18 protein-coding genes are annotated in these 21,914 nt (G+C 69.8%); 11 read left to right on the forward strand and 7 right to left on the reverse strand.

Going from position 1 to position 21,914, the window contains the following annotated elements; translation table 11 throughout:
* Positions 1-4 precede the first annotated feature (4 nt).
* The 3 genes from Q7A36_RS24230 to Q7A36_RS24240 all read left to right on the forward strand — a co-directional run bounded on the left by Q7A36_RS24230 (position 5) and on the right by Q7A36_RS24240 (position 2,463).
* Entirely contained in the window at positions 5-586 is a 582-nt protein-coding gene (locus Q7A36_RS24230; RefSeq protein WP_305106336.1) for a CMD domain protein, read from the forward strand.
* 16 nt (positions 587-602) lie between these two features.
* The gene (locus tag Q7A36_RS24235; protein ID WP_305106337.1) at positions 603-1,175 is read left to right on the forward strand and encodes an alkylhydroperoxidase domain protein; all 573 of its coding nucleotides are present in this window, start codon (positions 603-605) and stop codon (positions 1,173-1,175) included.
* Between the two features lie 339 nt (positions 1,176-1,514).
* A protein-coding gene (locus Q7A36_RS24240) for an IS630 family transposase (protein WP_305106338.1) occupies positions 1,515-2,463 on the forward strand; the annotation gives its coding sequence in 2 pieces (ribosomal slippage) (positions 1,515-1,850 and positions 1,852-2,463; 948 coding nt in all).
* Between the two features lie 41 nt (positions 2,464-2,504).
* Here the strand turns inward: Q7A36_RS24240 and Q7A36_RS24245 are convergent.
* The 7 genes from Q7A36_RS24245 to Q7A36_RS24275 are packed head-to-tail and all read right to left on the reverse strand — an operon-like array spanning position 2,505 to position 11,644.
* On the reverse strand, positions 2,505-4,223 hold the full coding sequence (locus Q7A36_RS24245) for a hydantoinase B/oxoprolinase family protein (RefSeq protein ID WP_305106339.1): 1,719 nt from the start codon (positions 4,221-4,223) through the stop codon (positions 2,505-2,507).
* On the reverse strand, positions 4,220-6,307 hold the full coding sequence (locus Q7A36_RS24250; protein ID WP_305106340.1) for a hydantoinase/oxoprolinase family protein: 2,088 nt from the start codon (positions 6,305-6,307) through the stop codon (positions 4,220-4,222). Before Q7A36_RS24250 ends, Q7A36_RS24245 begins: the two co-directional genes overlap by 4 nt.
* A 13-nt stretch (positions 6,308-6,320) precedes the next feature.
* Positions 6,321-7,244 carry an ABC transporter ATP-binding protein gene (locus Q7A36_RS24255; protein WP_305106341.1) on the reverse strand — a complete coding sequence of 308 codons (924 nt, stop codon included), beginning with the start codon at positions 7,242-7,244 and terminating at the stop codon, positions 6,321-6,323.
* On the reverse strand, positions 7,225-8,205 hold the full coding sequence (locus Q7A36_RS24260) for an ABC transporter ATP-binding protein (RefSeq protein WP_305106342.1): 981 nt from the start codon (positions 8,203-8,205) through the stop codon (positions 7,225-7,227). Before Q7A36_RS24260 ends, Q7A36_RS24255 begins: the two co-directional genes overlap by 20 nt.
* Positions 8,202-9,068, reverse strand: coding sequence for an ABC transporter permease (locus Q7A36_RS24265; RefSeq protein ID WP_305106343.1), 867 nt, complete (start codon positions 9,066-9,068; stop codon positions 8,202-8,204). The genes Q7A36_RS24260 and Q7A36_RS24265 overlap by 4 nt, the downstream gene beginning before the upstream one ends.
* Complete coding sequence (locus tag Q7A36_RS24270) at positions 9,065-10,051, reverse strand: ABC transporter permease (protein WP_305106344.1); 987 nt, start codon at positions 10,049-10,051, stop codon at positions 9,065-9,067. The genes Q7A36_RS24265 and Q7A36_RS24270 overlap by 4 nt, the downstream gene beginning before the upstream one ends.
* Positions 10,052-11,644, reverse strand: coding sequence for an ABC transporter substrate-binding protein (locus Q7A36_RS24275; protein ID WP_305106345.1), 1,593 nt, complete (start codon positions 11,642-11,644; stop codon positions 10,052-10,054).
* Positions 11,645-12,465: 821 nt separating this feature from the next.
* Between Q7A36_RS24275 and Q7A36_RS24280 the strand changes: the two genes are divergently transcribed.
* From Q7A36_RS24280 to Q7A36_RS24315, 8 genes are all read left to right on the forward strand, one after another.
* Positions 12,466-14,055, forward strand: a complete 1,590-nt coding sequence (locus Q7A36_RS24280; RefSeq protein ID WP_305106346.1) for a rhodanese-like domain-containing protein — start codon at positions 12,466-12,468, stop codon at positions 14,053-14,055.
* Between the two features lie 89 nt (positions 14,056-14,144).
* A complete protein-coding gene (locus Q7A36_RS24285) occupies positions 14,145-15,122 on the forward strand; it encodes a Bug family tripartite tricarboxylate transporter substrate binding protein (RefSeq protein ID WP_305106347.1) in 978 nt (325 codons plus the stop codon).
* Between the two features lie 26 nt (positions 15,123-15,148).
* On the forward strand, positions 15,149-16,120 hold the full coding sequence (locus tag Q7A36_RS24290; RefSeq protein ID WP_305106348.1) for a Bug family tripartite tricarboxylate transporter substrate binding protein: 972 nt from the start codon (positions 15,149-15,151) through the stop codon (positions 16,118-16,120).
* 199 nt (positions 16,121-16,319) lie between these two features.
* A complete protein-coding gene (locus tag Q7A36_RS24295) occupies positions 16,320-17,318 on the forward strand; it encodes a tripartite tricarboxylate transporter substrate-binding protein (protein ID WP_305106349.1) in 999 nt (332 codons plus the stop codon).
* On the forward strand, positions 17,318-18,115 hold the full coding sequence (locus Q7A36_RS24300; RefSeq protein ID WP_305106350.1) for a class I SAM-dependent methyltransferase: 798 nt from the start codon (positions 17,318-17,320) through the stop codon (positions 18,113-18,115). Before Q7A36_RS24295 ends, Q7A36_RS24300 begins: the two co-directional genes overlap by 1 nt.
* Positions 18,116-18,150: 35 nt before the next feature.
* Positions 18,151-19,584: a flavin-containing monooxygenase gene (locus Q7A36_RS24305; RefSeq protein WP_305106351.1), complete on the forward strand. Its 1,434-nt coding sequence runs from the start codon at positions 18,151-18,153 to the stop codon at positions 19,582-19,584.
* Positions 19,581-20,948 (forward strand): LLM class flavin-dependent oxidoreductase, encoded by a 1,368-nt coding sequence (locus tag Q7A36_RS24310; RefSeq protein ID WP_305106352.1) that lies wholly within the window; start codon positions 19,581-19,583, stop codon positions 20,946-20,948. The genes Q7A36_RS24305 and Q7A36_RS24310 overlap by 4 nt, the downstream gene beginning before the upstream one ends.
* Positions 20,945-21,901: a Bug family tripartite tricarboxylate transporter substrate binding protein gene (locus tag Q7A36_RS24315; protein WP_305106353.1), complete on the forward strand. Its 957-nt coding sequence runs from the start codon at positions 20,945-20,947 to the stop codon at positions 21,899-21,901. Before Q7A36_RS24310 ends, Q7A36_RS24315 begins: the two co-directional genes overlap by 4 nt.
* The last annotated feature ends 13 nt before the right edge of the window (positions 21,902-21,914 follow it).

Below are 21,914 nucleotides of genomic sequence, written 5' to 3' on the forward strand. Positions count from 1 at the left end.
AGCGATGAGCACCGACCTGGTGGACCAGCTCGCCGGGCTGCCGACCGATGCGCCGCTGGCCCTGCTGCGGTACCGCCGCGCCGACGCGCACACGCATACCGCGGCCAGCCATGCCGCGCTGTTCGCCCCGGCGGTGCCGGGCGCGGTGAGTCTCGTGGAACGGCGCGCCCTTGGCCTCTACGTGGCCGGGCTGCACCGGGCGGAGGAGCACGTCGCGCATTTCACCGCCACGTTGGGCGATGCGACGCTCGCCGCGCTGGTGGCCGAGGCGGTGCGGGAGACTCTGGCGACGGGCCCCGCCGGCCACTATCCGCCCGGGCCGTTGAGCCCGGAGGACACGCCGCCACCGGCCTTCGCACTCGGCGCCCCGCTCGCCGCAGCCCTCGGCCCGCGCCTGGTGGCCGGCTTGGCCCATGCCCATGCAATGGTCTTCCACCCGCGCGATGCGTCGCCCGAGGCCTTTGCCGCGCTCGCCGCCGCAGGCTGGGATGCCGACGGCATCGTCACCCTGTCGCAGATCGTCGCCTTCCTGGCCTACCAGATCCGCCTGGTGGCCGGGCTGCGCGCCCTGGCCGCATCAGCCTGAACCGGGAATCGCCGCCATGCCCGAAACGCCGAACACCTTCACCCGTGCCCAGCTGGATTGGCAGCCCTGGGTGGAACCGCCCGCCGAGGCGGCGTTGACCGAGCGCCAGCGCGTCGCGCTGTTGGACGCAGCGCGGGCGAAGTCGGCCTATTTTCGCCTGCTGGCACGCGACCCGGAGATCCTGGAGCACCGGACGCGCGCTGACTGGGACATCTTCCGCAATCCCGATGCCGGGCTGCCGCGCGCCGAGCGTGAGTTGGCAGCCACCGCCGCCTCGCGCCTGAATGGCTGCATCTACTGCGCCTCGGTACATGCCCGCCTCGCCGCCAGCTATGCCAAGCGCCCTGAGGATGTGGACCGGCTGCTGGCCGAAGGCGTCGGCGCGTCGCTGGGCGAACGCTGGGATGCCATCGTCGCTGCCGCCGCCGCGCTCAGCGAGACGCCGCCGCGCTTCGGCGCGACCGAGGTGGCGCGGCTGCAGGCCGTGGGGCTTGATGACCTTGCGATCCTCGACCTGGTCTCGGCCACCGCTTTCTTCGGTTGGGCCAATCGACTGATGCTGTCGCTCGGCGAAGCGGCGGCGCCCTGAAGTGATGTGTTGCGTCTGTTGCTGGATCGCTGACTAAAATTCCCAAGATGTTGGGCTCCATCCGCACCCGATCGAGCTCACGCCGCGGCCGCCCGATCGCTGCCTAGTCCGCTGGGCTCGGCCGCCACCGCAGAGACCGAGCGATCACCGCGGATTGCGGCCACGGCCTGGAGCTTGAACACCTCCGGAAGCAAACGGTGCTGTCTGTCGCTCACCACCATTGAAACCTCTCAGGCCGTTTGACCTAGAGTCTGTCAGCGTGGAGTTGAATCGGAAAGGGGTTCCGCGACGCGGGGCTGATGTGATTCAAGATTGCTGCTGGGCAGGAGGCCAGCGGCGATGGCTCGACCTCTTTCGCTGGACTTGCGCTCGCGCGTTGCGGCTGCGCTGACGGAAGGTGCGACCGTCCGAGAGGCGGCGGCACGCTTTGAGGTTTCGGTGGCCAGTGCGGTTCGGATTGGCCAACGCGCCCGCGCCGGGCAGGGTCTTGAGGCCAAAAAGCGCAGCGGCCAGCGCCCGCTCATGCTGCTGAGCGCGGTCGATGCGGTCACCACTCGGCTTGCATCGAAAGCGGACTGGACGGTGCGCGCCCTGGCCGCCGACCTGCGGACCGCGGGCATTGCGGTGTCGCACGACACCGTCTGGCGTTTCATGCGCCGCCAAGGCCTCAGCTTCAAAAAAAACCCTGCTGGCCAGCGAGACGGAACGGCCGGACCTGGCGCGCAGGCGGGCACGTTGGCGGCTGCATCAGCACCGGTTTGATCCTGCACGCCTGGTCTTCGTCGACGAAACCTGGGCCAAGACCAACATGACGCGCACCCGCGGCTGGAGCCCGCGCGGCACGCCGCTGCTGGCCAAGGTACCGCACGGGCATTGGAAGACGCTGACCTTTCTCGCCGGCCTGCGGCACGACCGCATCGTCGCGCCCTGCGTTATCGACGGACCGATCAACGGCCTCTCCTTCACCGCCTGGGTCAGCCAGTGCCTGGCGCCGACGCTGAGCCGCGGCGACATCGTCGTTGCCGACAACCTCGGCAGCCACAAAGGCAAGCATATCCGCGCAGCACTCCGAGCTGTCGGCGCCAAGCTGTTCTTTCTGCCCGCCTACAGCCCAGACCTGAACCCGATCGAGATGGTCTTCGCAAAGCTGAAGACCCTCCTGCGCAAGGCCGACGAGCGATCCCTCGAAGCAACATGGCGCAGGATCGGCGACCTGCTCGGCGCATTCACCGCAAAGGAATGTGCCGCATACCTCCGACATGCCGGATATGCTTCAATCACAGCCTGACAGACTCTAGCTGGGGTTTCCGTGAAAGCGGGTCAGGTCGCCTATTCAGGCCGGTCGCGCGTCGCGGCGACGTCGACCGCGCCGTCTGCATCCAGCACCGCGCCATATTGCGCCGCCGCCGCCTCCGCCGAGACGAAGCCATAGGCCACGTCCTGCGCCAGCAGCGCCGCATCGCGCCGCCGCGGATCGCCATGGCCGCCGCCGCCCGGCATCTCGACTCGCAGCCGGTCCCCGGCCGGGACGCTGTGCACCCCCTTGCCCGGCAGCTCCTTACCGGAGGTGAGCGAGATCCGCCCGGTCATGCCGGGGAGCCCGCCATCCCGGCCGCGCGGCGGGAAGATGACGCGGTCGAAATTCATTGCCGTGGCGAAGGGCAAGCCCTCCGCGCTCTCGATCTCCATCACCTGGCCGAGGCCACCGCGCTGGGTGCCGGCGCCGCCGCTATCGGTGCGGTATTCCTTCTTCCAGACCAGCACCGGCGCCAGGCTTTCCGTCACCTCCACCGGCACGTTGCGGACACCGCTGGGGAAGGCGGTGGCCGACATGCCATCCTGGCGCGGCCGCGCCCCGGTGCCGCCGGAATGGAAGCAGGTGAGGTTGAAGCCGGTCGCCTTGGCCAATACCTCGGGCGGCGCATCGACCCGCCCCGGCCCGCCCATCAGGCGGATATTCCAGAGGCAGGAGGTGCCCTCCGCCGGCACCCCGGCCGCGACCGCCTGCGCCAGGCAGCCCATCACCACATCGGGCAGCATCTGGCCGATGGTGCCACGCCCGGCGACCGGCGCCGGATGCTGCGCGTTCAGGATGCAGCCCTCCGGCGCCGTCACCCGGATGGTCGCCAGGGAGGCCGCGTTGTTCGGCACATGCGGCGCGACGATGACCTTCACGCCGTAGCTGGTATAGGCCTCGGTATAGCAGAGCGGCACGTTGATGCCGGTGGCGACCACGCCGGGGCTGCCGGCGAAATCCACGTCGATCCCGTCCGGCCCGATGGTGAGCGCGGCGTGGAACACCATCGGCGCCGAGAGCCCGTCCACCGTCATGGTATTGTGCCAGGTGCCGAAGGGCAGCCTGTGGATCGCCTCCAGGCTCGCCTTCCGCGATTGCTCCAGGATATGCTCGGCCAGGCCGTCCAGGCTCTCCATCCCGAACTCCGCCATCATCGCCAGCAGGCGGCGGCAGCCGACATCGTTGCAGGCGATCTCGGAATAGATGTCGCCGAGCACCTGGACATTCTCGCGCACATTGGCGGCGATGATGTCGACCAGCCACTGGTTCAGCCGGCCGGCATCGACCAGCTTGGTCACCGGCAGATAGAGGCCTTCCTCATAGACCTGGCGGCCGGCGCCGAGCACGCCGAGGCCGCCGATATCCACCACATGCAGGGTGCAGGCGAAGAGCCCCACCGGCCGGTCGCCGAGGAAGGTCGGCGTCACCACCACGATGTCGTTGAGATGCCCGGTCCCGAGCCAGGGATCGTTGAGGATGAAGACATCGCCCGGCACCATCGCCGCCAACGGCACCTTGGCCAGCACATGGCCGACGCTCTTCGCCATGGAATTCACATGGCCCGGCGTGCCGGTGACCGCCTGGGCCAGCATCCGCCCCTGGGTGTCGTAGACCCCGGCGGAGACATCGCCGGCCTCCCGCGTCGCGGCGCCGAAGGCGGTGCGGACCAGGGTTTGCGCCTGCTCCTCCACCACCGAGATCAGCCGGTTCCACATCACCTGGTACTGGATGCGCGCGAGATCGGCCTTCATGTCCCTGCTCCCATGCTCAGGCGGATGGCGCCGGAGGCGGCGAGGCTGGCGGTAAAGCCCGCCGCCACGATGGTCGTCGTCTCATCCTCCACCAGCACCGCCGGCCCGGCGATGCGCTGGCCCGGCGCGATGGCGGAGCGCCGATAGACCGGCACCTCGGCGGCCTCGCCGCGGTCGGGGTCGAAGAGCAGGCGCGTGCCGATCGACAGGGCAGGCGGGCCTGCCGCGGCCACTGCGGCAGCGCCGACCAGCCGGGGCGCCGGGGCCGCCGCGGTCAGGGTCCAGGCCGTGGTCTCGATCTCCTGCCCGGGGATGATGCGGCCGAACAACTGGGCATAGCCGGCCTCGAAGCGGCGCCGCAGCGCGGCCGGGTCGGTCGCCGTCGCCGCATCGGGCAAGGCGACCGAGATCTCGTGCCCCTGGCCGAGATAGCGCATCTCCACGCTGCGGCTGATGCCGATATCGGCCTCCGGTGCGCCGAGCCGCACCACGGCGGAGGCCTCCGCCGCCATCGTCGCCAGCATCGCCGCGATGGCCGCCGGATCGAAATCGCCCAGCCGCATGATCCGGCTGCGGACCACCTGGAAGCCGATCGGCGCGCAGAGGAAACCGACCGCCGAGCCGACGCCGGCGCTGGCCGGGATGATGACGTCGCGGATGCCGAGCTTGCGGGCCAGCCGCGCCGCATGCAGCGGCGCGCTGCCGCCGAAGGCGATCATGCTGCGATCGGCCAATTCGGTGCCGCGCTCCACCGCATGGACGCGCGCGGCATTGGCCATGTTCTCCTCCACCATCTCGCTGATGGCGAAGGCGGCCAGCGGCACCGGCACCTTGAGCTTCTCCCCCACGTCGCGGCCGATGGCCGTGGCGCCGAGCTTGGCATCGAGGGCGATGCTGCCGCCGGCGAAATGCGCCGGGTCGATCCGCCCCAGCGCCACATTGGCATCGGTCACCGTCGGCGCGGTGCCGCCGCGGGCATAGCAGGCCGGGCCGGGATCCGCCCCGGCGCTGCCGGGCCCCACCTGCACCCGGCCCATGGCATCGACCCCGGCGATGGAGCCGCCGCCGGCGCCGATCTCGACCATCTCGATCACCGGGATACGGACGGGGAAGCCGCTGCCCTTCAGGAAGTTGTATTGCCGGTCGACCTCGAAGCTGCGCGAGGCCATCGGCTTGCCGTCATCGATGACGCAGATCTTCGCCGTGGTGCCGCCCATGTCGAAGGACAGGATGCGGTCCAGCCCCAGCTCCTCCGCCACCACCGTCGCCAGGATGGCGCCGCCGGCCGGGCCGCTCTCGACCAGCCGGATGGGGTAGCGCATCGCGGTTTCCAAGGTGGTCAGCCCGCCGCCCGAGGTCATCAGCAGCACAGGGCAGCCATAGCCGGCCGCGGCCACCGCATCGCGGAGCTGTGCGAGATAGCGGGCCATCAGCGGCTGCACATAGGCATTGGCGCAAGCGGTGGTGAAGCGTTCGTATTCCCGCAGCTCGGGGCAGACATCGGCGGAGAGGGTGATCCGCACCCCGGGCAGCAGCCCGGCCAGGATCTCCCCCGCCCGCTGCTCATGCGCCGGATTGGCGTAGCTATGCAGGAAGCCGATGGCGATGCTCTCGACGCCGAGGCCATGCAGGGTCTCGGCCAGAGCGGGGAGGGCGGCCTCGTCCAGCGGCAGGCGGATCTGGCCCTTGGCATCCATCCGTTCCGGCACGCCGAAGCGCAGCGGGCGGGCGATCAGCGGCTTCGGCTTTTCCATGAAGATGTCGTACTGCTCGAAGCGGTGCTCATAGGCCATCTCGACGACATCGCGGAAACCCTCGGTCGTCACCAGCGCCGTCACCGCGCCCTTGCGCTCGATGATCGCATTCGTTGCCAGGGTCGTGCCATGCACGATCAGCCCGATCTCGGCGGGCGCCACGCCGGCCAGCTTGACCGCCTTCCGCATGCCCTCCAGCACGCCGAGCTCCGGCGCGTGGCGCGTCGTCAGCACCTTGGCGGAAACCCGCCCGCGGGGCGTTTCCACTACCACATCGGTGAAGGTCCCGCCGATATCCACCGCGAGCCGCGGCCGTGCCTCCGCACCCATGCTCCGAACTCCTTCAGGCGAAATGGCAGGCCGCGAGATGCCCGGTGGCGACGGACCGCAATGCGGGGTCCTCGGCGGCGCAGCGCTCGGCCGCGAGCGGGCAGCGGGCGCGGAACCGGCAGCCGCGCTCGGGCGCCCGGGTCAGCTCGCCGCGGATGACCGGCTGGCCACGCTCCCGCCGGGCGCCGGCCTGGGGCACCGAGGCCAGCAGCGCCCGCGTATAGGGATGCTGCGGCGCCCGCCACAACGCCGCATGGTCGGCGCTTTCGACGATGCGGCCGAGATACATTACCAGGACCCGGTCGGCGAAGTACCGCACCACCGAAAGGTCATGCGAGATGAACAGATAGGCCAAGCCGAATTCCCGCTTGAGATCGACCAGCAGGTTCAGGATCTGCGCCTGGATCGAGAGGTCCAGGGCGGAGACCGGCTCGTCGCAGATGATCAGCTCCGGCCGCAGCACCAGCGCCCGGGCGATGCCAATCCGCTGGCGCTGGCCGCCGCTGAACTCATGCGGGTAGCGTTCGAGCGCGGCGACCGGCAGCCCGACCTTGCCGATGATCTCCAGCACCCTCTGCCGGCGTTTGGCCGCATCCCGCTCGCCATGCACCGCCAGCGGCGTCTCCAGCAGGGTGCTGATGCTCTGGCGCGGATTGAGCGAACCGAGGGGGTCCTGGAAGACCATCTGCATCCGCCGCCGATGCGGCACCAGCGCCCGCTGCCCGAGCCGCGCCAGCTCGACTCCGCCCAGCCGGATGCTGCCGGCGCTGGGGTCGACCAGCCGCAGGATGGTCTTGCCCAAGCTGGACTTGCCGCAGCCGCTTTCGCCGACGAGACCGACGGTCTCGCCCGCCGCGACCTCCAGCGAGACGCCGTCCACCGCATAGGCGCCGCGCCCGTAGCGCGTGCGCAGGCCTTCAACCGAGAGCAGGGACATGCGCAACCTCCCGGATGCAGGCGACGGCGCGGCCTGCACCGATACGCACGAGCGGTGGCACCGCGGCACGGCAGGCGGCGATCACCTCCGGGCAGCGCGGCGCGAAGGGGCAGCCCGCCTCACCGGCCGCCGAGGCGACAGTGCCAGGGATCTCGACCAGCCTTGTGTCGCTGTAATGCGCGCCCTCGCCATAGCCGACCGAGGCGCCGAGCAGGCCGCGGGCATAGGGGTGGCGCGGTTCGGCGAAGAAGGGGCCGACCGCCGCCTGCTCGACGATCCGCCCGGCATACATGACCGCGACCCGGTCCGCCCATTGCGAGACGACGCCGAGGTCATGGGTGATCAGCAGCACCGCCATGGACAGCTGGCGCCGCAACCGGTCCAGCAATTCCAGCACCTGCGCCTGGATGGTGACGTCGAGCGCCGTCGTCGGCTCGTCGGCGATCAGCAGCTGCGGATTGCAGGCGACGGCCATGGCGATCATCACCCGCTGCCGCATCCCGCCGGAGAAATTATGCGGGTAATCACCGAAGCGCTTCGCCGCGTCCTGGATGCCGACGAGGTCGAGCAGCTCCACCACACGCTGCCGCGCCGCCGCCCGGCTGACGGCTTCGTGGCGCCGGATCGCCTCGGCGATCTGCGCGCCGATGGTCAGCACCGGATTCAGCGAGGTCATCGGCTCCTGCAGGATCAGCGCCACGCGCTTGCCGCGGATGGCGCGCAATTCCTGCGGCCGGGCGGTGACGAGGTCGGTGCCGTCGAAGACGACCTGGCCGCGCAGGATGCGGGCGCCGCGCGGCAGCAGCCGCATCAGCGCGAAGGCGGTCAATGACTTGCCGCAGCCGCTTTCCCCGACCAGAGCCAGAGTCTCGCCGGGATCGATGTGGAAGCTGACGCCCTGCACCGCGGTGAGGTGCGGGAAGCCCACCACCAGGTCATGCACCCGCAACAAGGGATTCATGGCTGTGCCGACCTGGGATTCAGCACGTCGTTCAGCCCATCCCCCACCAGGTTCAGCGAGAGCACCGTCAGCGCGATGGCCGATCCGGGCAGGGCGCTGAGATACCAGGCGGTGCGCAGCAGCGGCCGCCCATCGCCGATCATGCTGCCCCAGCTGACCAGGTTCGGGTCGCCCATATTGAGGAAGGAGAGCCCGGCCTCGGTCAGGATGGCATTGGCCACCATGACGGAGGCGGTGACGATGATCGGCGGCAGGGCATTCGGCAGGATCTCCCGCCAGATGATGCGCAGGCGCGAATAGCCGAGGCTGCGCGCGGCGGCGACGAAATCCGCCTCCCGCAGGGAGCGGAACTGGGCGCGCACCAGCCGCGCCACGGTGGGCCAGGAGGCGAGCCCGATGGCCAGCGCGATCACCCCGGCGGAGGGCTCGCCGATGGCGACGATGACGATCACCAGCAGGAAGGTTGGCACCGTCTGGAACAGCTCGGTCAGCCGCACCAGGACATTGTCCACCCAGCCGCCGGAATAGCCGGCGAAGGCCCCGATGGTGGTGCCGATCACCAGCCCGATCCCGGCCGCGGCGACACCGACCAGCAGCGAGACCCGCGCGCCATGCGCCAGCCCGGCCGCGACGTCGCGGCCGAGACTGTCGGTGCCGAGCGGGAATGCCGCATCCTCGCCGGGCCAGAGCGTCGGGATGCCCGCCATCTCCTGCGGGTCGCCCGGAAAGAGCCAGGGCGCAGCCAGCGCCACCAGCACAACCGCCAGCAGCAAGGCCAGGCCGATCAGGAAGGACGGGTTGCGCAGGAAGCCGCGCAGCAGCCGGCTCGGCGCCCGTGGCGTCACCATGGCCGTGGTGCTCATCGGGCTTCAATCCTCGGGTCGAGCCAGGCATGCAGCAGGTCGATCAGCATGTTGGAGGCAATCACCACCATCGAGGAGAGCAGCAGCACGCCGAGCAGCACGTTGAAGTCCCGGCCCAGCACCGCCTCCAGCGCCAGCCGCCCCATACCGGGCCAGCCATAGACCGTCTCCACCACCACCGCGCCGCCGAGCAGGTTGCCGAGATGCATCCCGGCCACTGTCGTCACCGGGATCAACGCATTGCGCAACGCATGCCGCAGCTGCACCGTGACCGGGTGCAGCCCCTTGGCTGCGGCGGTCCGCATATAGTCCTGCCCCTGTACCTCCAGCATCGTCGCCCGGGTCAGCCGGGCATAGATGGCGATGAAGAAGGAGCCGAGCGACAGCGCCGGCAGGACCAGGTATTGCGCGCGGTCGGCGAGCAGGGCGAAGCCACCGAGCGGCGCGCCCACCGTCATGTTGCCGCTGCTCGGCAGCCAGCCGAGCTTCACCGAGAAGACGACGATCGCCATCAGCCCGATCCAGAAGCCCGGCGTCGAATAGAAGACCAGCACCAGCACCTGCAGCAGTCGGTCCGGCCAGCGCCCGGCGAAGGCGGCCATCACCCAGCCGGCGAGGATGCCGAGCACCAGCGCCAGGCCCAGCGCCACCAGCATCAGCAGCAGCGTATTCGGCAGCCGCGCCATGATCAGCGTCGAGACCGGCATCCCGAAGCGGGCCGAATAGCCGAGGTCGAGCTGCGCGAGCCGCCCGAGATAGGCCCATAATTGCGCAGGTAGGCTCTGGTCCAGCCCGAACTGCGTCCGCAGCGCCGCCATGGACTCCGCGGTGGCCGAGCCGCTTTCGCCGGCGATCGCATCCGCCGCATCGCCCGGCACCAGCCGCAACAGGAAGAAGCAGAGCACGATGATGCCGAGGATAGTCGGCACCGCCTGCATGCTGGTCCGCCGCAGCGTCGCCGCGGTGCGGGTGAGGGCGCTCACCTAAGCATCCACCCAGGCCTCCGCCATGCTCGCCTCCACGCCATCGCCGGTGGTGGAATGGCCATGCGCGCGGATATTGTGCAGCGTGAGATAGACCGGCGAGGCCAGGTTGATGTCCGGCACCTCGCGCGCCACGATCTGCTGGAACTGCCGGAACATCGCCACCCGCTTCGCCGGGTCGTTCTCCACCGCAGCGCCTTCCAGCAGCGCATCGACCTCTGGGTTGGCGTAATGCGTACAGTTGGAGAAGGGCACGCCCTTGATGAAATTCTTCGACCAGTAGAGCCTTTGCACGCCGACCGTCGGGTCGAAGAGATTGCTCGCGCCATTGGTGGTGAAGGCGAAGTCGCGATCCGTATAGACGCGCTTGATGAAGGCGCCGATATCCTGCGCCCGCACATCGACGGCGATACCGATCCGCCCCAGCATGGCCCGCAGCAGCTCTGCCAACCGCCGCCCGTCATCACCGCCCGGATTGTAGTCCAGCGGCACGCGGAAGCGGATGCGATTGGCGCCGCGCGGAAAGCCGGCCTCATCCAGCAATGCCTCTGCCGCCTTCAGGTCCAGCGCAAAGGGGGAGGGGGCGGGGTCGTGGAAGGCCTTCAGCCCCGGCGCGATGGGCGAGGCGCATGGGACCGCAACACCATAGTAGATCGCCCGCACGATCAGCGCCCGGTCGATCGCATGCGCGATGGCCTGACGCACCTTGGCATGGCGGAAATATTCGTTGTCGAGGTTGAATTCGAGCCGCGTCACATTGAAGGAATAGGCATTGCCCGCGGTCTCGAATTTCAGGCTCGGCACCTGCCGCAGGCGTTCCACATCCGCCAGCGCGACCGGCGTCCGATAGCCGAGGTCGAGCTGCCCCGTCTCGAAGGCGGCGGACCGCGCCGCCGCATCCGGGATGAAGCGGACCACCAGCTGGTCGAGATAGGGTTTCGGCTGGTCCCAGTAATCCGGGTTGCGCTCATAGATCACATGGCTGCCGCGCACCCATTCCTTGAAGCGGAAGGGCCCGGTCCCGATCGGCGCGGTATTGTTCGGGCTGGCGGTCGGCTCCATGCCCTCGTAGCGGTGCTTCGGGATGATCGGCGTTTCGGAGGCGTTCAGTGCCTTGATGAGATAGGGCGCCGGCTTCGACAGCGTCAGTTCCACCGCCAGCGGATCCGGCGTGGCGATCGCGGTCACATTGGCGAAGGTGCTGCGCCCGCGCGGATGGTACTTCTTGATGGTCTCCAGCGAGAAGGCGACATCGGCGGCGGTGAAGGGCTTGCCGTCGTGCCAGGTGACGCCGGGCCGCAGCCTGAAGACATAGCGCAGTCCATCCGGCGCCACCGTCCATTCCGTCGCCAGGGAGGGTCGCGGATTGATCTCCTGGTCGTAGGTGAGCAGCCCCTCCGTCACCTTGGCGCTGACGCTGAGCGAGGGGGTGAAGACATTGGTGAGCGAGACCAGGGTCGTCGGCTCCGCCACCAGCCCGATGGTCATGCTGCCGCCACGGCGTGGCGCCTGGGCGAAGGCGGGCGCCGCGGCCAGCGCCACGCTGCCCAGCAAGAGGGACCGACGGGACAGGCGGGGTTCACGCGGTGCCATGCTCACCTCATGAGAAAGTCTCAGTCAAGCACGTCTGGTGCAGCGCAGCAAATTGAGCGAATTCAGTCCATGGAGCATGGGGTGCGACTTGGTCAGCATTCATCCTGGCGCAGTTCGACCAGGGTGAAATGCCGTCGGTAGACCGCACCTCGACGACGCCAACGCTTGATTCAGCAGCGCCTTCCCGGTGAGGTCCGGCGCAGCATGGCCCCGTGCCAGCCGAGGTCGTTGCCGCGATACCGGATCGCTACGTCACAGCAGCGCCCGCTGACCAGCCTGAACCGCCCCAGCTTTGCCGACGGCCTGGAACTTTGGGAACCCGGTTGACGAGTTCATTCAAGCGTCACGCCTGCTTCCTGCCCAGACAGAAGACCTGCGTCGGCAAGTCGACGGCCAGAAGCCTCACTGCCTGGCTGCAGGGAAGGTGTCGAAAAAACACTATCTAAAAAGGTGATTAAGCCATTAATTCGCGGCGCGTTTGATCGAGCTGCTCTCCTACCCAAACGCAACCTTTTGGGCACCGTACCTTGCTCGGACGTTCGGGCGCATTCATCGAATCGCACGAAGTCCTGCCCACCTTCTGCCTATCCAGAGCCGTAGCCGGAAAAATCACCTAAAATCGTGATATAGCCGATAATCACGATTGACATTAGATAGATGTTTTTTTTACGCTTCGTTTGGCGTGAAAATGGTCCCCGCCAGCCTGCGGGGCAGCCGCGTCGATGGCCAGGAGCGCCCGGAGCATGTCGTCTTCCAACCCTGTCTCACCCATCGCGGAGCCGCCCGAACCGACGGCAGCCATCTCACCGCGGATCACGGCCATGGCGCTGAAGGCGGCTCTGCGCACGCATGACGAGCTGGTGATCCTCGATGTCCGCGAGGAAGGCCGCTTCGCAGACCGCGGCCACCTGCTCTTCGCCGCCTCGGCACCGCTCGGCAGGATCGAGTTGCTGATCCGGCGCCTTGTGCCGCGCGACGACACGCGGATCGTGCTCACCGATGAAGGGGAGACGCTGGCCCATCGTGCAGCCAGCCTCTTGCGAGGCTTCGGCTATACGGATGTGTCGGTGCTCGCCGGCGGCATCGAGGCCTGGGCCGCGGCAGGCTACGAGCTCTTCACCGGCGTCCATGTCCCGAGCAAGGCCTTCGGCGAAGTCGTGGAACACGAACAGGGCACGCCGCGCCTGGAGGCCGCTGAGATCCATCGGCTCCGCGACGCCGGGCAGGACGTGGTCATCGTCGATGGCCGTCCCTATGCCGAATATCAGGTTATGAGCATCCCAGGCGGCATCGACTGCCCGAATGCCGAGCTGGTGTACCGTGTCCCGGACCGGGTTCCTTCGCCCGACACGCTCGTCGTGGTGAACTGCGCCGGACGCACCCGTTCCATCATTGGCGCGCAGACGCTGATCAATGCCGGCCTGCCCAACCGTGTCGTGGCGCTCAAGAACGGCACGATGGGCTGGGAGATCGCCGGGCTGCCGCTCGAATACGGGCAGTCCCGTACCCTGCCGCCGCCCGGGCCGGAGGGGCTCGCCTGGAGCCGCCACGCCGCGCTGGATCTGGCCCGCCGGGCCGGCCTGCGCTTCATCGACCGCGCCACGCTGGAGCGCTTCCGTGCCGAGGCCGGTCGCAGCCTCTATCTCTTCGACGTGCGCGGTCCGGAGGAATACCTCGCCGGCCATTTGCCGGGTGCGCGCTCGGCCTCGGGCGGGCAGCTCGTGCAGGAGACCGACCGCTATGTCGGCACGCTGCGATCCCGCATCGTGCTGGTGGATGATGATGCCGTGCGGGCGCCGGTCACCGCCTCCTGGCTGGTCCAGCTGGGCTGGCCCGAGGTCTATGTGCTGGAGGGCGGGCTGAGCGGGGCCCTGGAGGTCGGGCCGGAGCCGCTGCAGGTTCCGGGCCTCGCCGAGGCACGTGCCCCCTTCATCACGCCAGCCGCCCTGGCGGAGAGGATCGGCGCCGGTCAGGCCTTCGTCATCGACATCGAAAGCAGCCTCACCTTCCGCAAGGTGCATATTCCCGGCGCCTGGTTCACGACGCGGCGGCGCCTTGCCGAAGCGGCGGCGCAGGCGCCGGCGGAGGCGTTGCTGGTCGTCACCTCGGAAGACGGCATCCTCGCGCGCTTCGGCGCCACCGAGCTCGCCGCCGCGACGGGCCGCGACGTCCAGGCGCTGCTGGGCGGCACCGCGGCCTGGCGCGCAGCCGGGCATGTGCTGGAACAGGGCGACGCGCGCATCCTCACCACCGAGGACATCTGGTACCCGCCGCATTTCCGCTCGCGGGACCGCGAAGCGGGCATGCATGCCTATCTGCAATGGGAGCTGGATCTCGTCGCCCAGATCGCGCGCGACGGCGACGCCCGGTTCCACCTGCTGCCGTCTGCGTCACGGGACGTCGCGGCGTGATCGGGACCGCGCGCCCCCTGCGTGAAGGCTGTCGAAGGGGCTGACCCCGGCACCGCCCTCTCCCGCATCGAACTCCATCGGATCCCGCCATGACCCTGACCCGCCGCCGCCTCGCCACGATCGGGCTCGGAGCGGCCGCCGCCGGCCTGCCACAAGCGGCCCGCGCCGCCGCCGATGGCTATCCCAGCCGGACCATCAGCTATGTCTCGCCCTATCCGCCGGGCGGCACCAACGATCTTGCTGCGCGGATCCTGGCCCGCTTCCTATCCGCCCGCTTCGGGCAGCCAGTGGTGGTGGAGAACAAGGGCGGCGCCGGCGGCACCATCGGCAGCGACTTCGTCGCCAAATCCGCACCCGACGGCTACGTCCTGCTCAATGCCTCCAGCGGCAACCTCACTTCCGCGCCGCAGGTGCTGGGCGCGCCCTATGATCCGGTGAAGGATTTCGTGCCCGTCGGCTTCGTCGGCCACTGCCGCTTCGTCGTCGCCGTGCATCCGTCGCTGCCGGTGACGAGTCTTGCCGAGTTGCTGGATTTCGCGCGGGCGCATCCGGGCGCGATCAACTACGGCACCGCCGGCATCGGCACGGGCGGCCATATCGCGGGTGAGTATCTGCGCCTCCATAGCGGCATCGACATCGTCCACATTCCCTATCGCGGCAGCGTCTTCGCCCTCAACGACGTGGTGGCCGGCCGGATCCAGCTGGTGCTCGATCCGCTGGCCATCGGCCATGTGAAGGCGGGCCGGCTCCGCGCGCTTACCTATTTCGGCGCCTCCGATTCGCCGGACCTGCCAGGCGTTCCGTCGATCCAGGCCGCAGGCTTCCCCGATTGGGAGCCGACGAATTTCTGGCTTGCCGCCGCGCCGGCAGGCACGCCGCCCGGGATCGTCGCGGCGCTGAACCGGGCCTTCGTCGAGGCCGCGGAGGATCCTGCCGTCTCACGCGCCCTGAAGGAGCTTGGCGTCGAGATCCTGCCGCTCCGGCCCGGGCAGGTCGCCGCCCTCCTGCGCGACGAGACGGAGGTGAACCGCCGCGTCATCGCCCTGGCCGGCATCGGCGCCAGCTGAACCGGCCCGACAGGAGGAAAAGACGCATGATGCACCGTCGCGGTCTGCTGGCCGCCGCCGCCACCGCCCTGGCCACGCCGGCCCTGGCCGATTGGGCAGCGCAGCGGCCCATCACTTTCGTCGTGGCCTATGGTCCCGGCTCGGCGAACGACATCGTCGTGCGCCTCGTCCAACCCGGGTTGTCCGCCCGGCTCGGCCAGCCCGTCGTGATCGAGAACCGCGCCGGCGGCGGCGGCACGGTGGGCACCGCCGCCGTGGCGCGGGCGCGGCCCGACGGCCACACGCTCGGCCTCGCCTCCACCGCGACCACCGCGATCAACCCCGCGCTGTTCCGCGACCTGCCCTATGACCCGGGCCGTGACTTCGCCTTGGCCGGCCTGCTGGCGGAAACGCCCAACCTGCTGATCGTGCCGCCCACATCGCCTCATGCCAGCGTCCAGGCCCTGGCGGAGGGTATCCTCGCCGCCCGCGCCCCGCTGCGCCATTCCTCGCCCGGCAACGGCACGACGCAGCACCTGAATGCCGTGCAATTCTCCCGTCTCGTGCGCGGCGAGACGGAGCACGTGCCCTATCGCGGCCCGGCCGAGGGCGTGCAGGGTGTCGCCGCCGGCGAGGTGGAGTTCGGCTTCGCCTCGCTGCCCTCCGCCCTGCCCCAGCTTCGTGCCGGCCGGGTGCGGGCGCTCGGCATCACCGGGGCCGCCCCCTTTCCGACCGCAGCGGAGGTCCCGCTGCTGGCCGAGCTCGGCTATCCGCCACTGCGCGACGGTGGCGTCTGGTTCGGCATCGTCGTGCCACGCGGCACGCCAGCTCCGGTGCTCGACGGCTTGCGCAACGCCGTGGCCGCGGTGCGCGCCGATCCTGCGCTGGCGCCCCTGCTGATTGCGGCAGGCTATGCGCCGCTGCCGCCGCGGTCCCTGACGGAGGAAGAGGCCTTCGTCGCGCGCCAGATCGCCAGCTGGGGTGATCTGGTGGTCCGCTCGGGCGCCCGCATCAACTGACGCCACCTGGCAAAGCACCTGGCCGCGCCAGCACCGGGAGCGCAGCGCGCGCATTCGGCTGATCGCGGCATGAACGGAGATCGCGGCATGCATGGCCCGCATCAACTGGATCGGTCGCCCCTTGATATCCAGCAGGATGAAGGTCGGTCGGATAGCGGCGACGCCCGTTCGCGCATTGCCGGCGCCAGGGAGACGTCGCATGTCTGACCCCTTGCCGCCGCGCCGGTTCGGCCGGCGCGCGGCGCTGGCAGCCGCCTTGGCCGCGCCGGTCATGGCACCGGCGAGGGCGGATCAGTTTCCGAGCCGCGCCTTCCGCCTCATTGTCGGCGTCGCCGCCGGCGCCAGCCTCGATACCTTGGCACGGGGACTGGCGCGGGGGCTGAATGAACAGTTCGGCGTCGGCGCCGTGGTGGAGAACCAGGCGAGCGGCGGCGGCCTCACGGCGACCCTGCAGGTCGCCCGCGCGCCGGCGGATGGGCATACGCTGCTGATCGCCAGCGACAGCCTGATCCTGTCCGAGGCGCTGCTGCCCGAGCCCGGCTATTCCAGCGACCGCTCCTTCGCCCCCGTCACCCAGGCGATCCGCGCCGCGCAGATCCTGGTGACGCATCCGCGCAGCGGTATCCGCAGCGTCCAGGACTATGTCGACCGGGTACGCGCGGCGCCCGGCACGCTGAATCTCGGCCTGCCGGTCTGGGGCGGAATCGCCCATGTCGGCAGCGAGATCCTGAACCGCCAGCTTGGCGGGTTGCAGGTCGAGTACGTTCCCTATCGTGGCGGCGCGCTGACGACGATCGACCTGCTCGCCGGGCAGCTCGACGCCATGATCATCATCCTGCCGGCCATCACCGAGCATGTTCGCCAGGGCCGTATCGTCCCGCTCGCCGTCACCACCGCGCAGCGCGACCCAACCATGCCGGAGGTACCGACCCTCGCCGAGACCGTGGCCCCCGGCTACGAGCTCGACTCGTGGCAGGGCGTCCTGGCGCCCGCCGGCACGCCGCCCACCGTCATCGCGCAATTGCATGCGGCCATCGCCGCAAGCCTCGCCGCCGGCCCGGTGCGTGACCGGCTGGTCGATCTCGGCTTCGAGATCGTCGCCGCCCTGCCCGCGGAATTCGCGCGGCGCCTGAGCGATCAGGCACGGACGCTGAACGCAGCCGTGCGCGAGGCCGGCATTCGGCCGGAGCGCAGCTGATGCCGGACAGCGTGCTCTTCCCGGGCCGGTTTCGCGACCTGGCCGATGTCTATGCCGCCGGCCGGCCGACCTATCCCCCGCTGCTGGCCCGCCGTGTCGCTACGCTGGTCGGGCTGGATGGCCGGCAGGATGTGCTCGATCTCGGCACCGGACCGGGCTTCCTCGCCCTTGATTTCCATCCCTATGCGCGGCGGGTCACCGGCATCGACCCGGAACCGGAGATGCTGCGGGTTGCCCGGGCCGCCGCCGCAGCGGCCGCGGCCCGCATCGACTTCGTCGAAGGCAGCTCGAACGACCTCGGGCGCCATCCCGGACTCTTCCGGCTGGTGACCATCGGTCGCGCCTTCCACTGGATGGACAGGCCCCGCACGCTGGCGGCGCTGGACGACATCATCGATCCGCAGGGCGGCGTCGCGCTCTTTGTCGAACGCTATCCCGAAGTGCCCGCCAATGCCTGGCACGTGCCCTTCCAGGCGGTGATCGAGCGCTACGCTGTCACCGATCCGGCCAGGGAGGTGCTGGCCAGCGGCAAGGACCATGAGGCGGTGCTGCTGGCCAGCGCCTTCTCCCATCTCGAGCGCATCGCCGTGCTGGAACGGCGCGCGACGCCGGTGCAGCGGCTGGTCGATCGCGCTTTGTCCTTCGCCAAGGCCTGGCAGGGTCATCCCGGCTCCCGCCGGGATGACCTGGCAGGGGAGATCCGCTCCGTCCTCCAGGGCTTCGCGGAGGACGGCATCGTCCATGAGGTGCTTGAGGGGACCGCCCTGATCGCCCGTCGGCCCGGCGCGGTGTCCTAGCGGGCCTGCCCCGGATTCAACGACAGGAAGACGACATGACCGAGCACCCCTTATCCCCCGCCATCGAGGCGCTACGCCTCCTCGGCCCTTTCCCCGACAATTGGGTGCCCGAGCGGCCGGGCATCGACCATGACGTCGTCATCGTCGGCGGCGGGCATACCGGGGCGGCCTTTGCCTTCGCCCTGCAACGGGCCGGCATCCGTCGCTTCAGCATCATCGACGCGGCGCCCGACGAGGCGGGGTCCGGCATATGGCGGACGCGCGCGCGGATGACGCTTCTCAGGACGCCGAAGACCCTGGTGGGGCCCGAGCTCGGCGTGCCGGGGCTGAGCTTCCAGGCCTGGTACGAGAGCCGCCACGGCCGGCAGGCCTATGCCGATCTGCCGCGCATCCCGCGGCTCGACTGGGCGGATTACCTGTCCTCCTGGTTCCGCGCGGCCCTCGGCCTGACGATCCGCTACGGCACGCGGCTCCTGCGCATCGAGCCGGCGGACGATCACCTGCGCCTCCATCTGGACGACCATGGCCGGCAGCGCATCGAGACCGCGCGGAAGGTCATTCTCGGCAATGGCGTCGACGGCAGCGGCTATGCCTATCTCCCCGCGGTGCTTGCCAGGCTGCCGGACGCGCTGCGTGCCCATACTGCCGATGCCATCGACCTCTCGGCGCTTCGCGGCAAGTCCGTTGCCATCCTCGGTGGCGCGGCCTCCGCCTTCGATGCCGCCGGCGCCGTGCTCGAGGCCGGCGCGCGCGAGGTCCATCTCTTCGCACGCCGGGACCATATCGCCGCCACGCCCGTCATCCGCGCCCGTGGCTATCCGGGGGCCTATGACAACTACCCGCATTTGCCCGACGCGATCCGCTGGCAGCAGGCCTTCCGCTACCGCCGGTCCGGCTCGACGCCGCCGCCGGACTCCGTGGAGCGCACGGTACGCTTTCCCAATTTCCACCTCCATCTGGCCACGGAATGGCTGGATGCGCAGGTCGAGGCCGGGCGGATCGTCGCGCGGCTGCCCGGAGGCAGCATACCGTTCGACTTCGCCATCGCCGGCACCGGTTTCCGCGTCGATCTTACTCGCCGCCCGGAGCTTGCCGATCTCACCGGCGACATTCTGCTCTGGCGCGACCGGTACACGCCGCCCGCCGACGAGGCGGACGAGGATCTCGGCGCCCACCCCTATCTCGATATCGGCCATGCGCTGCTGGAAAGGCGCACAGGCACCGCACCACAGCTTGGTAACATCCATCTCTATAATCCGGGCGACTTCGTCAGCCTCGGCCTGCCGATCGGCGACGTGCCCTCGCTGCGCCGGGGCGTGCCGGCGGTGACCGCCGCGATCAGCCGCGACCTGTTCTTCGCCGATCTCGACCACCATGCGGCACGCTTTGCTGCCACCCCACCGCCCGAATTCGACCCGGCAGCCTATCGCGCCGCGCTCCGGCTCGATGATCGCAGGGCTGCCGAATGACAGGCCCGTCCTTCGGCGCGCGGCGGCTCAAGCTAGGCCTGTTCGTCCAGGAGACCGGCCATCACCTGGCCGCCTGGCGCCATCCCGCGGCCACGGTCGATGACGGCGTGAGCTTCGCGCGTTTCCACCGGCTCGCCCGCCTGGCCGAGGAGGCCAGCCTGCACTTCATCTTCCTGGCCGACACGGTGGCGGTGCGGGAACGGGACCCGGCCGTACTCGGCCGCACCGCACGCGCGACGGTGCTGGAGCCATTGACCCTCCTCGGCGCGCTGGCCGTCACGACGGAGCGCATCGGCCTGATCGCGACCGCATCCACCACCTATAACGAGCCCTACAACCTGGCGCGCCAATTTGCCTCGCTCGACCATCTGAGCGGCGGCCGCGTCGGCTGGAACCTGGTCACCACGAACAGCGATTTCGAGAGCTGGAACTTCAATCGGGACGCCAATCCCCTGCATGCCGACCGCTATGCGCGGGCCAAGGAATTCGCCAAGGTCGTCCGTGGGTTGTGGGACAGCTTCGACGACGACGCGCTGCGGCGGGACAAGCCGAGCGGCATTTTCTTCCCGGCCGAGGCGATGCACACCCTGCATCACGAGGGCCCGCATTTCCGCGTCCGCGGGCCGCTGAACCTCGCCCGGCCGCCGCAGGGACATCCGGTGATCGTGCAGGCTGGCTCTTCCGATGCCGGTCGCGAACTGGCCGCGGAAACGGCGGAGGTCATCTTCACCGCCCAGCAGCGCTTCGAGGATGCCCGCGTCTTCTACGCGGACGTCAAGCATCGCCTCGTCCGCCTTGGCCGGCGACCGGAGCATCTGTCCATCATGCCGGGCCTCATGCCGGTGATCGGCCGGAGCCGGGCGGAGGCGGAGGAGAAATTCGCCGAGCTGCAGGCGCTGATCCACCCGAGCGTCGCCCTGTCCCAGCTCGCCAATCAGCTCGGTGGCGTCGACCTCTCCCCCTATGATCCCGACGGTCCGGTGCCGGACCTGCCCGAGACGAACGGGCCGAAGAGCCGCCAGCGCCTGCTGCTCGACCTCGCGCAGCGGGAGGGGCTGACCCTGCGGCAACTCGCGCTGCGCAATGCCGGGGCGCGTGGCCACTGGATCCTGCGCGGGACGCCGGCCGACATCGCCGACGAGATCGAGCACTGGTTCCGCGGCGAGGCGGCCGATGGCTTCAACCTGATGCCACCGGTCCTGCCGCGCGATGCCGAGGATTTCGTGCGGCTGGTGCTGCCGGAGCTGCGCCGCCGCGGCCTGTTCCGCGACGGCTTCGAGGGCCGGACGCTGCGCGAGAATCTCGGCCTGCCCCGGCCGCCCGATCGCCGTCACGCGGCCGCCCAGCCGGAAGCCCTGCCATGATCCGCCTCCTCGCCATCCTGGCCGTCCTCCTCCTCGCGTCCTGGACCGTCCGCGCGGAGGACTACCCGGCCCGTAGCCTGCGCATCATCGCGCCCTACGCGCCGGGCGGACAGACCGATATCCTCGCCCGCCTGATCGCCCAGCCCCTCGCCGAGGCGCTCGGCCGGCCGGTGGTGGTGGAGAACCGGCCCGGCGCGAACGGCGTCCTGGGCCATGACCTCGGCGCCAAGGCGCCGCCGGACGGCGCCACGCTGCTGCTCGGCAACTCGGCCATGCTATCGGTCATGCCCAACTTGGCGAACCTGCCCTACGACCCAAAGCGGGACTTCGCCCCGGTCGTTCTGGTCGCCGGCGGGCCCCTGGTACTGGAAGTGCCGCCCGCGCTGCCGGTCGTGACGGTGCAGGACCTCATCGCCCTGTCGCGCCAGCGGCCCGGCGGCCTCAACCACGGCCTCGGCGGCTTCGGCACGATCCACCACCTGCTGGCCGAAATGCTGCGCAGCCGATACGGCGCCGTCTGGGCCAATGTCCCCTATCGCGGTTCCGGGCCGATGCTGGTCGATCTGATGGCCGGCCGGCTCGACCTCGCCTTCGACAATACCTCCTCCTCCGCCGGCTATTTGCGGGAGGGACAGCTGCGGGCCATTGCGGTCACGCGCCGCACGCCACTGCTGCCAGGCGTCCCGACGCTCGAGGAGCAGGGTTTCCCGGACACCGACGCGGTGGCCTGGCACGGGGTGCTGGCACCCTCCGGCACGCCGGGGCCGCTGGTGGAGCAGCTCAATGCGGCGCTGGTCGCCATCATCCGTCACCCGGCGACCAGGGCGAAGCTCGCCGATCTCGGGCTCGACCCGATCGCCTCGTCCGCCGCGGAATTCCAGGCCTTCATCCTGGCCGAAAACGAACGCTGGGGCGGCGTGATCCGGGCCTCCGGCACCCGGCTGGAGGATTAGGCCGGAGGACCTC

The sequence above is a fragment of the Paracraurococcus lichenis genome (assembly GCF_030657435.1).
Classification (GTDB): Bacteria; Pseudomonadota; Alphaproteobacteria; order Acetobacterales; family Acetobacteraceae; genus Paracraurococcus; species Paracraurococcus lichenis.

Coding starts and splice junctions, on each gene's coding strand:
- Q7A36_RS24230 (WP_305106336.1), top strand. CDS start 5: ATGAGCACCGACCTGGTGGACCAGCTCGCCGGGCTGCCGACCGATGCG.
- Q7A36_RS24235 (WP_305106337.1), top strand. CDS start 603: ATGCCCGAAACGCCGAACACCTTCACCCGTGCCCAGCTGGATTGGCAG.
- Q7A36_RS24245 (WP_305106339.1), bottom strand. CDS start 4,223: ATGAAGGCCGATCTCGCGCGCATCCAGTACCAGGTGATGTGGAACCGG.
- Q7A36_RS24250 (WP_305106340.1), bottom strand. CDS start 6,307: ATGGGTGCGGAGGCACGGCCGCGGCTCGCGGTGGATATCGGCGGGACC.
- Q7A36_RS24255 (WP_305106341.1), bottom strand. CDS start 7,244: ATGTCCCTGCTCTCGGTTGAAGGCCTGCGCACGCGCTACGGGCGCGGC.
- Q7A36_RS24260 (WP_305106342.1), bottom strand. CDS start 8,205: ATGAATCCCTTGTTGCGGGTGCATGACCTGGTGGTGGGCTTCCCGCAC.
- Q7A36_RS24265 (WP_305106343.1), bottom strand. CDS start 9,068: ATGAGCACCACGGCCATGGTGACGCCACGGGCGCCGAGCCGGCTGCTG.
- Q7A36_RS24275 (WP_305106345.1), bottom strand. CDS start 11,644: ATGGCACCGCGTGAACCCCGCCTGTCCCGTCGGTCCCTCTTGCTGGGC.
- Q7A36_RS24280 (WP_305106346.1), top strand. CDS start 12,466: ATGGCGCTGAAGGCGGCTCTGCGCACGCATGACGAGCTGGTGATCCTC.
- Q7A36_RS24285 (WP_305106347.1), top strand. CDS start 14,145: ATGACCCTGACCCGCCGCCGCCTCGCCACGATCGGGCTCGGAGCGGCC.
- Q7A36_RS24290 (WP_305106348.1), top strand. CDS start 15,149: ATGATGCACCGTCGCGGTCTGCTGGCCGCCGCCGCCACCGCCCTGGCC.
- Q7A36_RS24295 (WP_305106349.1), top strand. CDS start 16,320: ATGTCTGACCCCTTGCCGCCGCGCCGGTTCGGCCGGCGCGCGGCGCTG.
- Q7A36_RS24300 (WP_305106350.1), top strand. CDS start 17,318: ATGCCGGACAGCGTGCTCTTCCCGGGCCGGTTTCGCGACCTGGCCGAT.
- Q7A36_RS24305 (WP_305106351.1), top strand. CDS start 18,151: ATGACCGAGCACCCCTTATCCCCCGCCATCGAGGCGCTACGCCTCCTC.
- Q7A36_RS24310 (WP_305106352.1), top strand. CDS start 19,581: ATGACAGGCCCGTCCTTCGGCGCGCGGCGGCTCAAGCTAGGCCTGTTC.
- Q7A36_RS24315 (WP_305106353.1), top strand. CDS start 20,945: ATGATCCGCCTCCTCGCCATCCTGGCCGTCCTCCTCCTCGCGTCCTGG.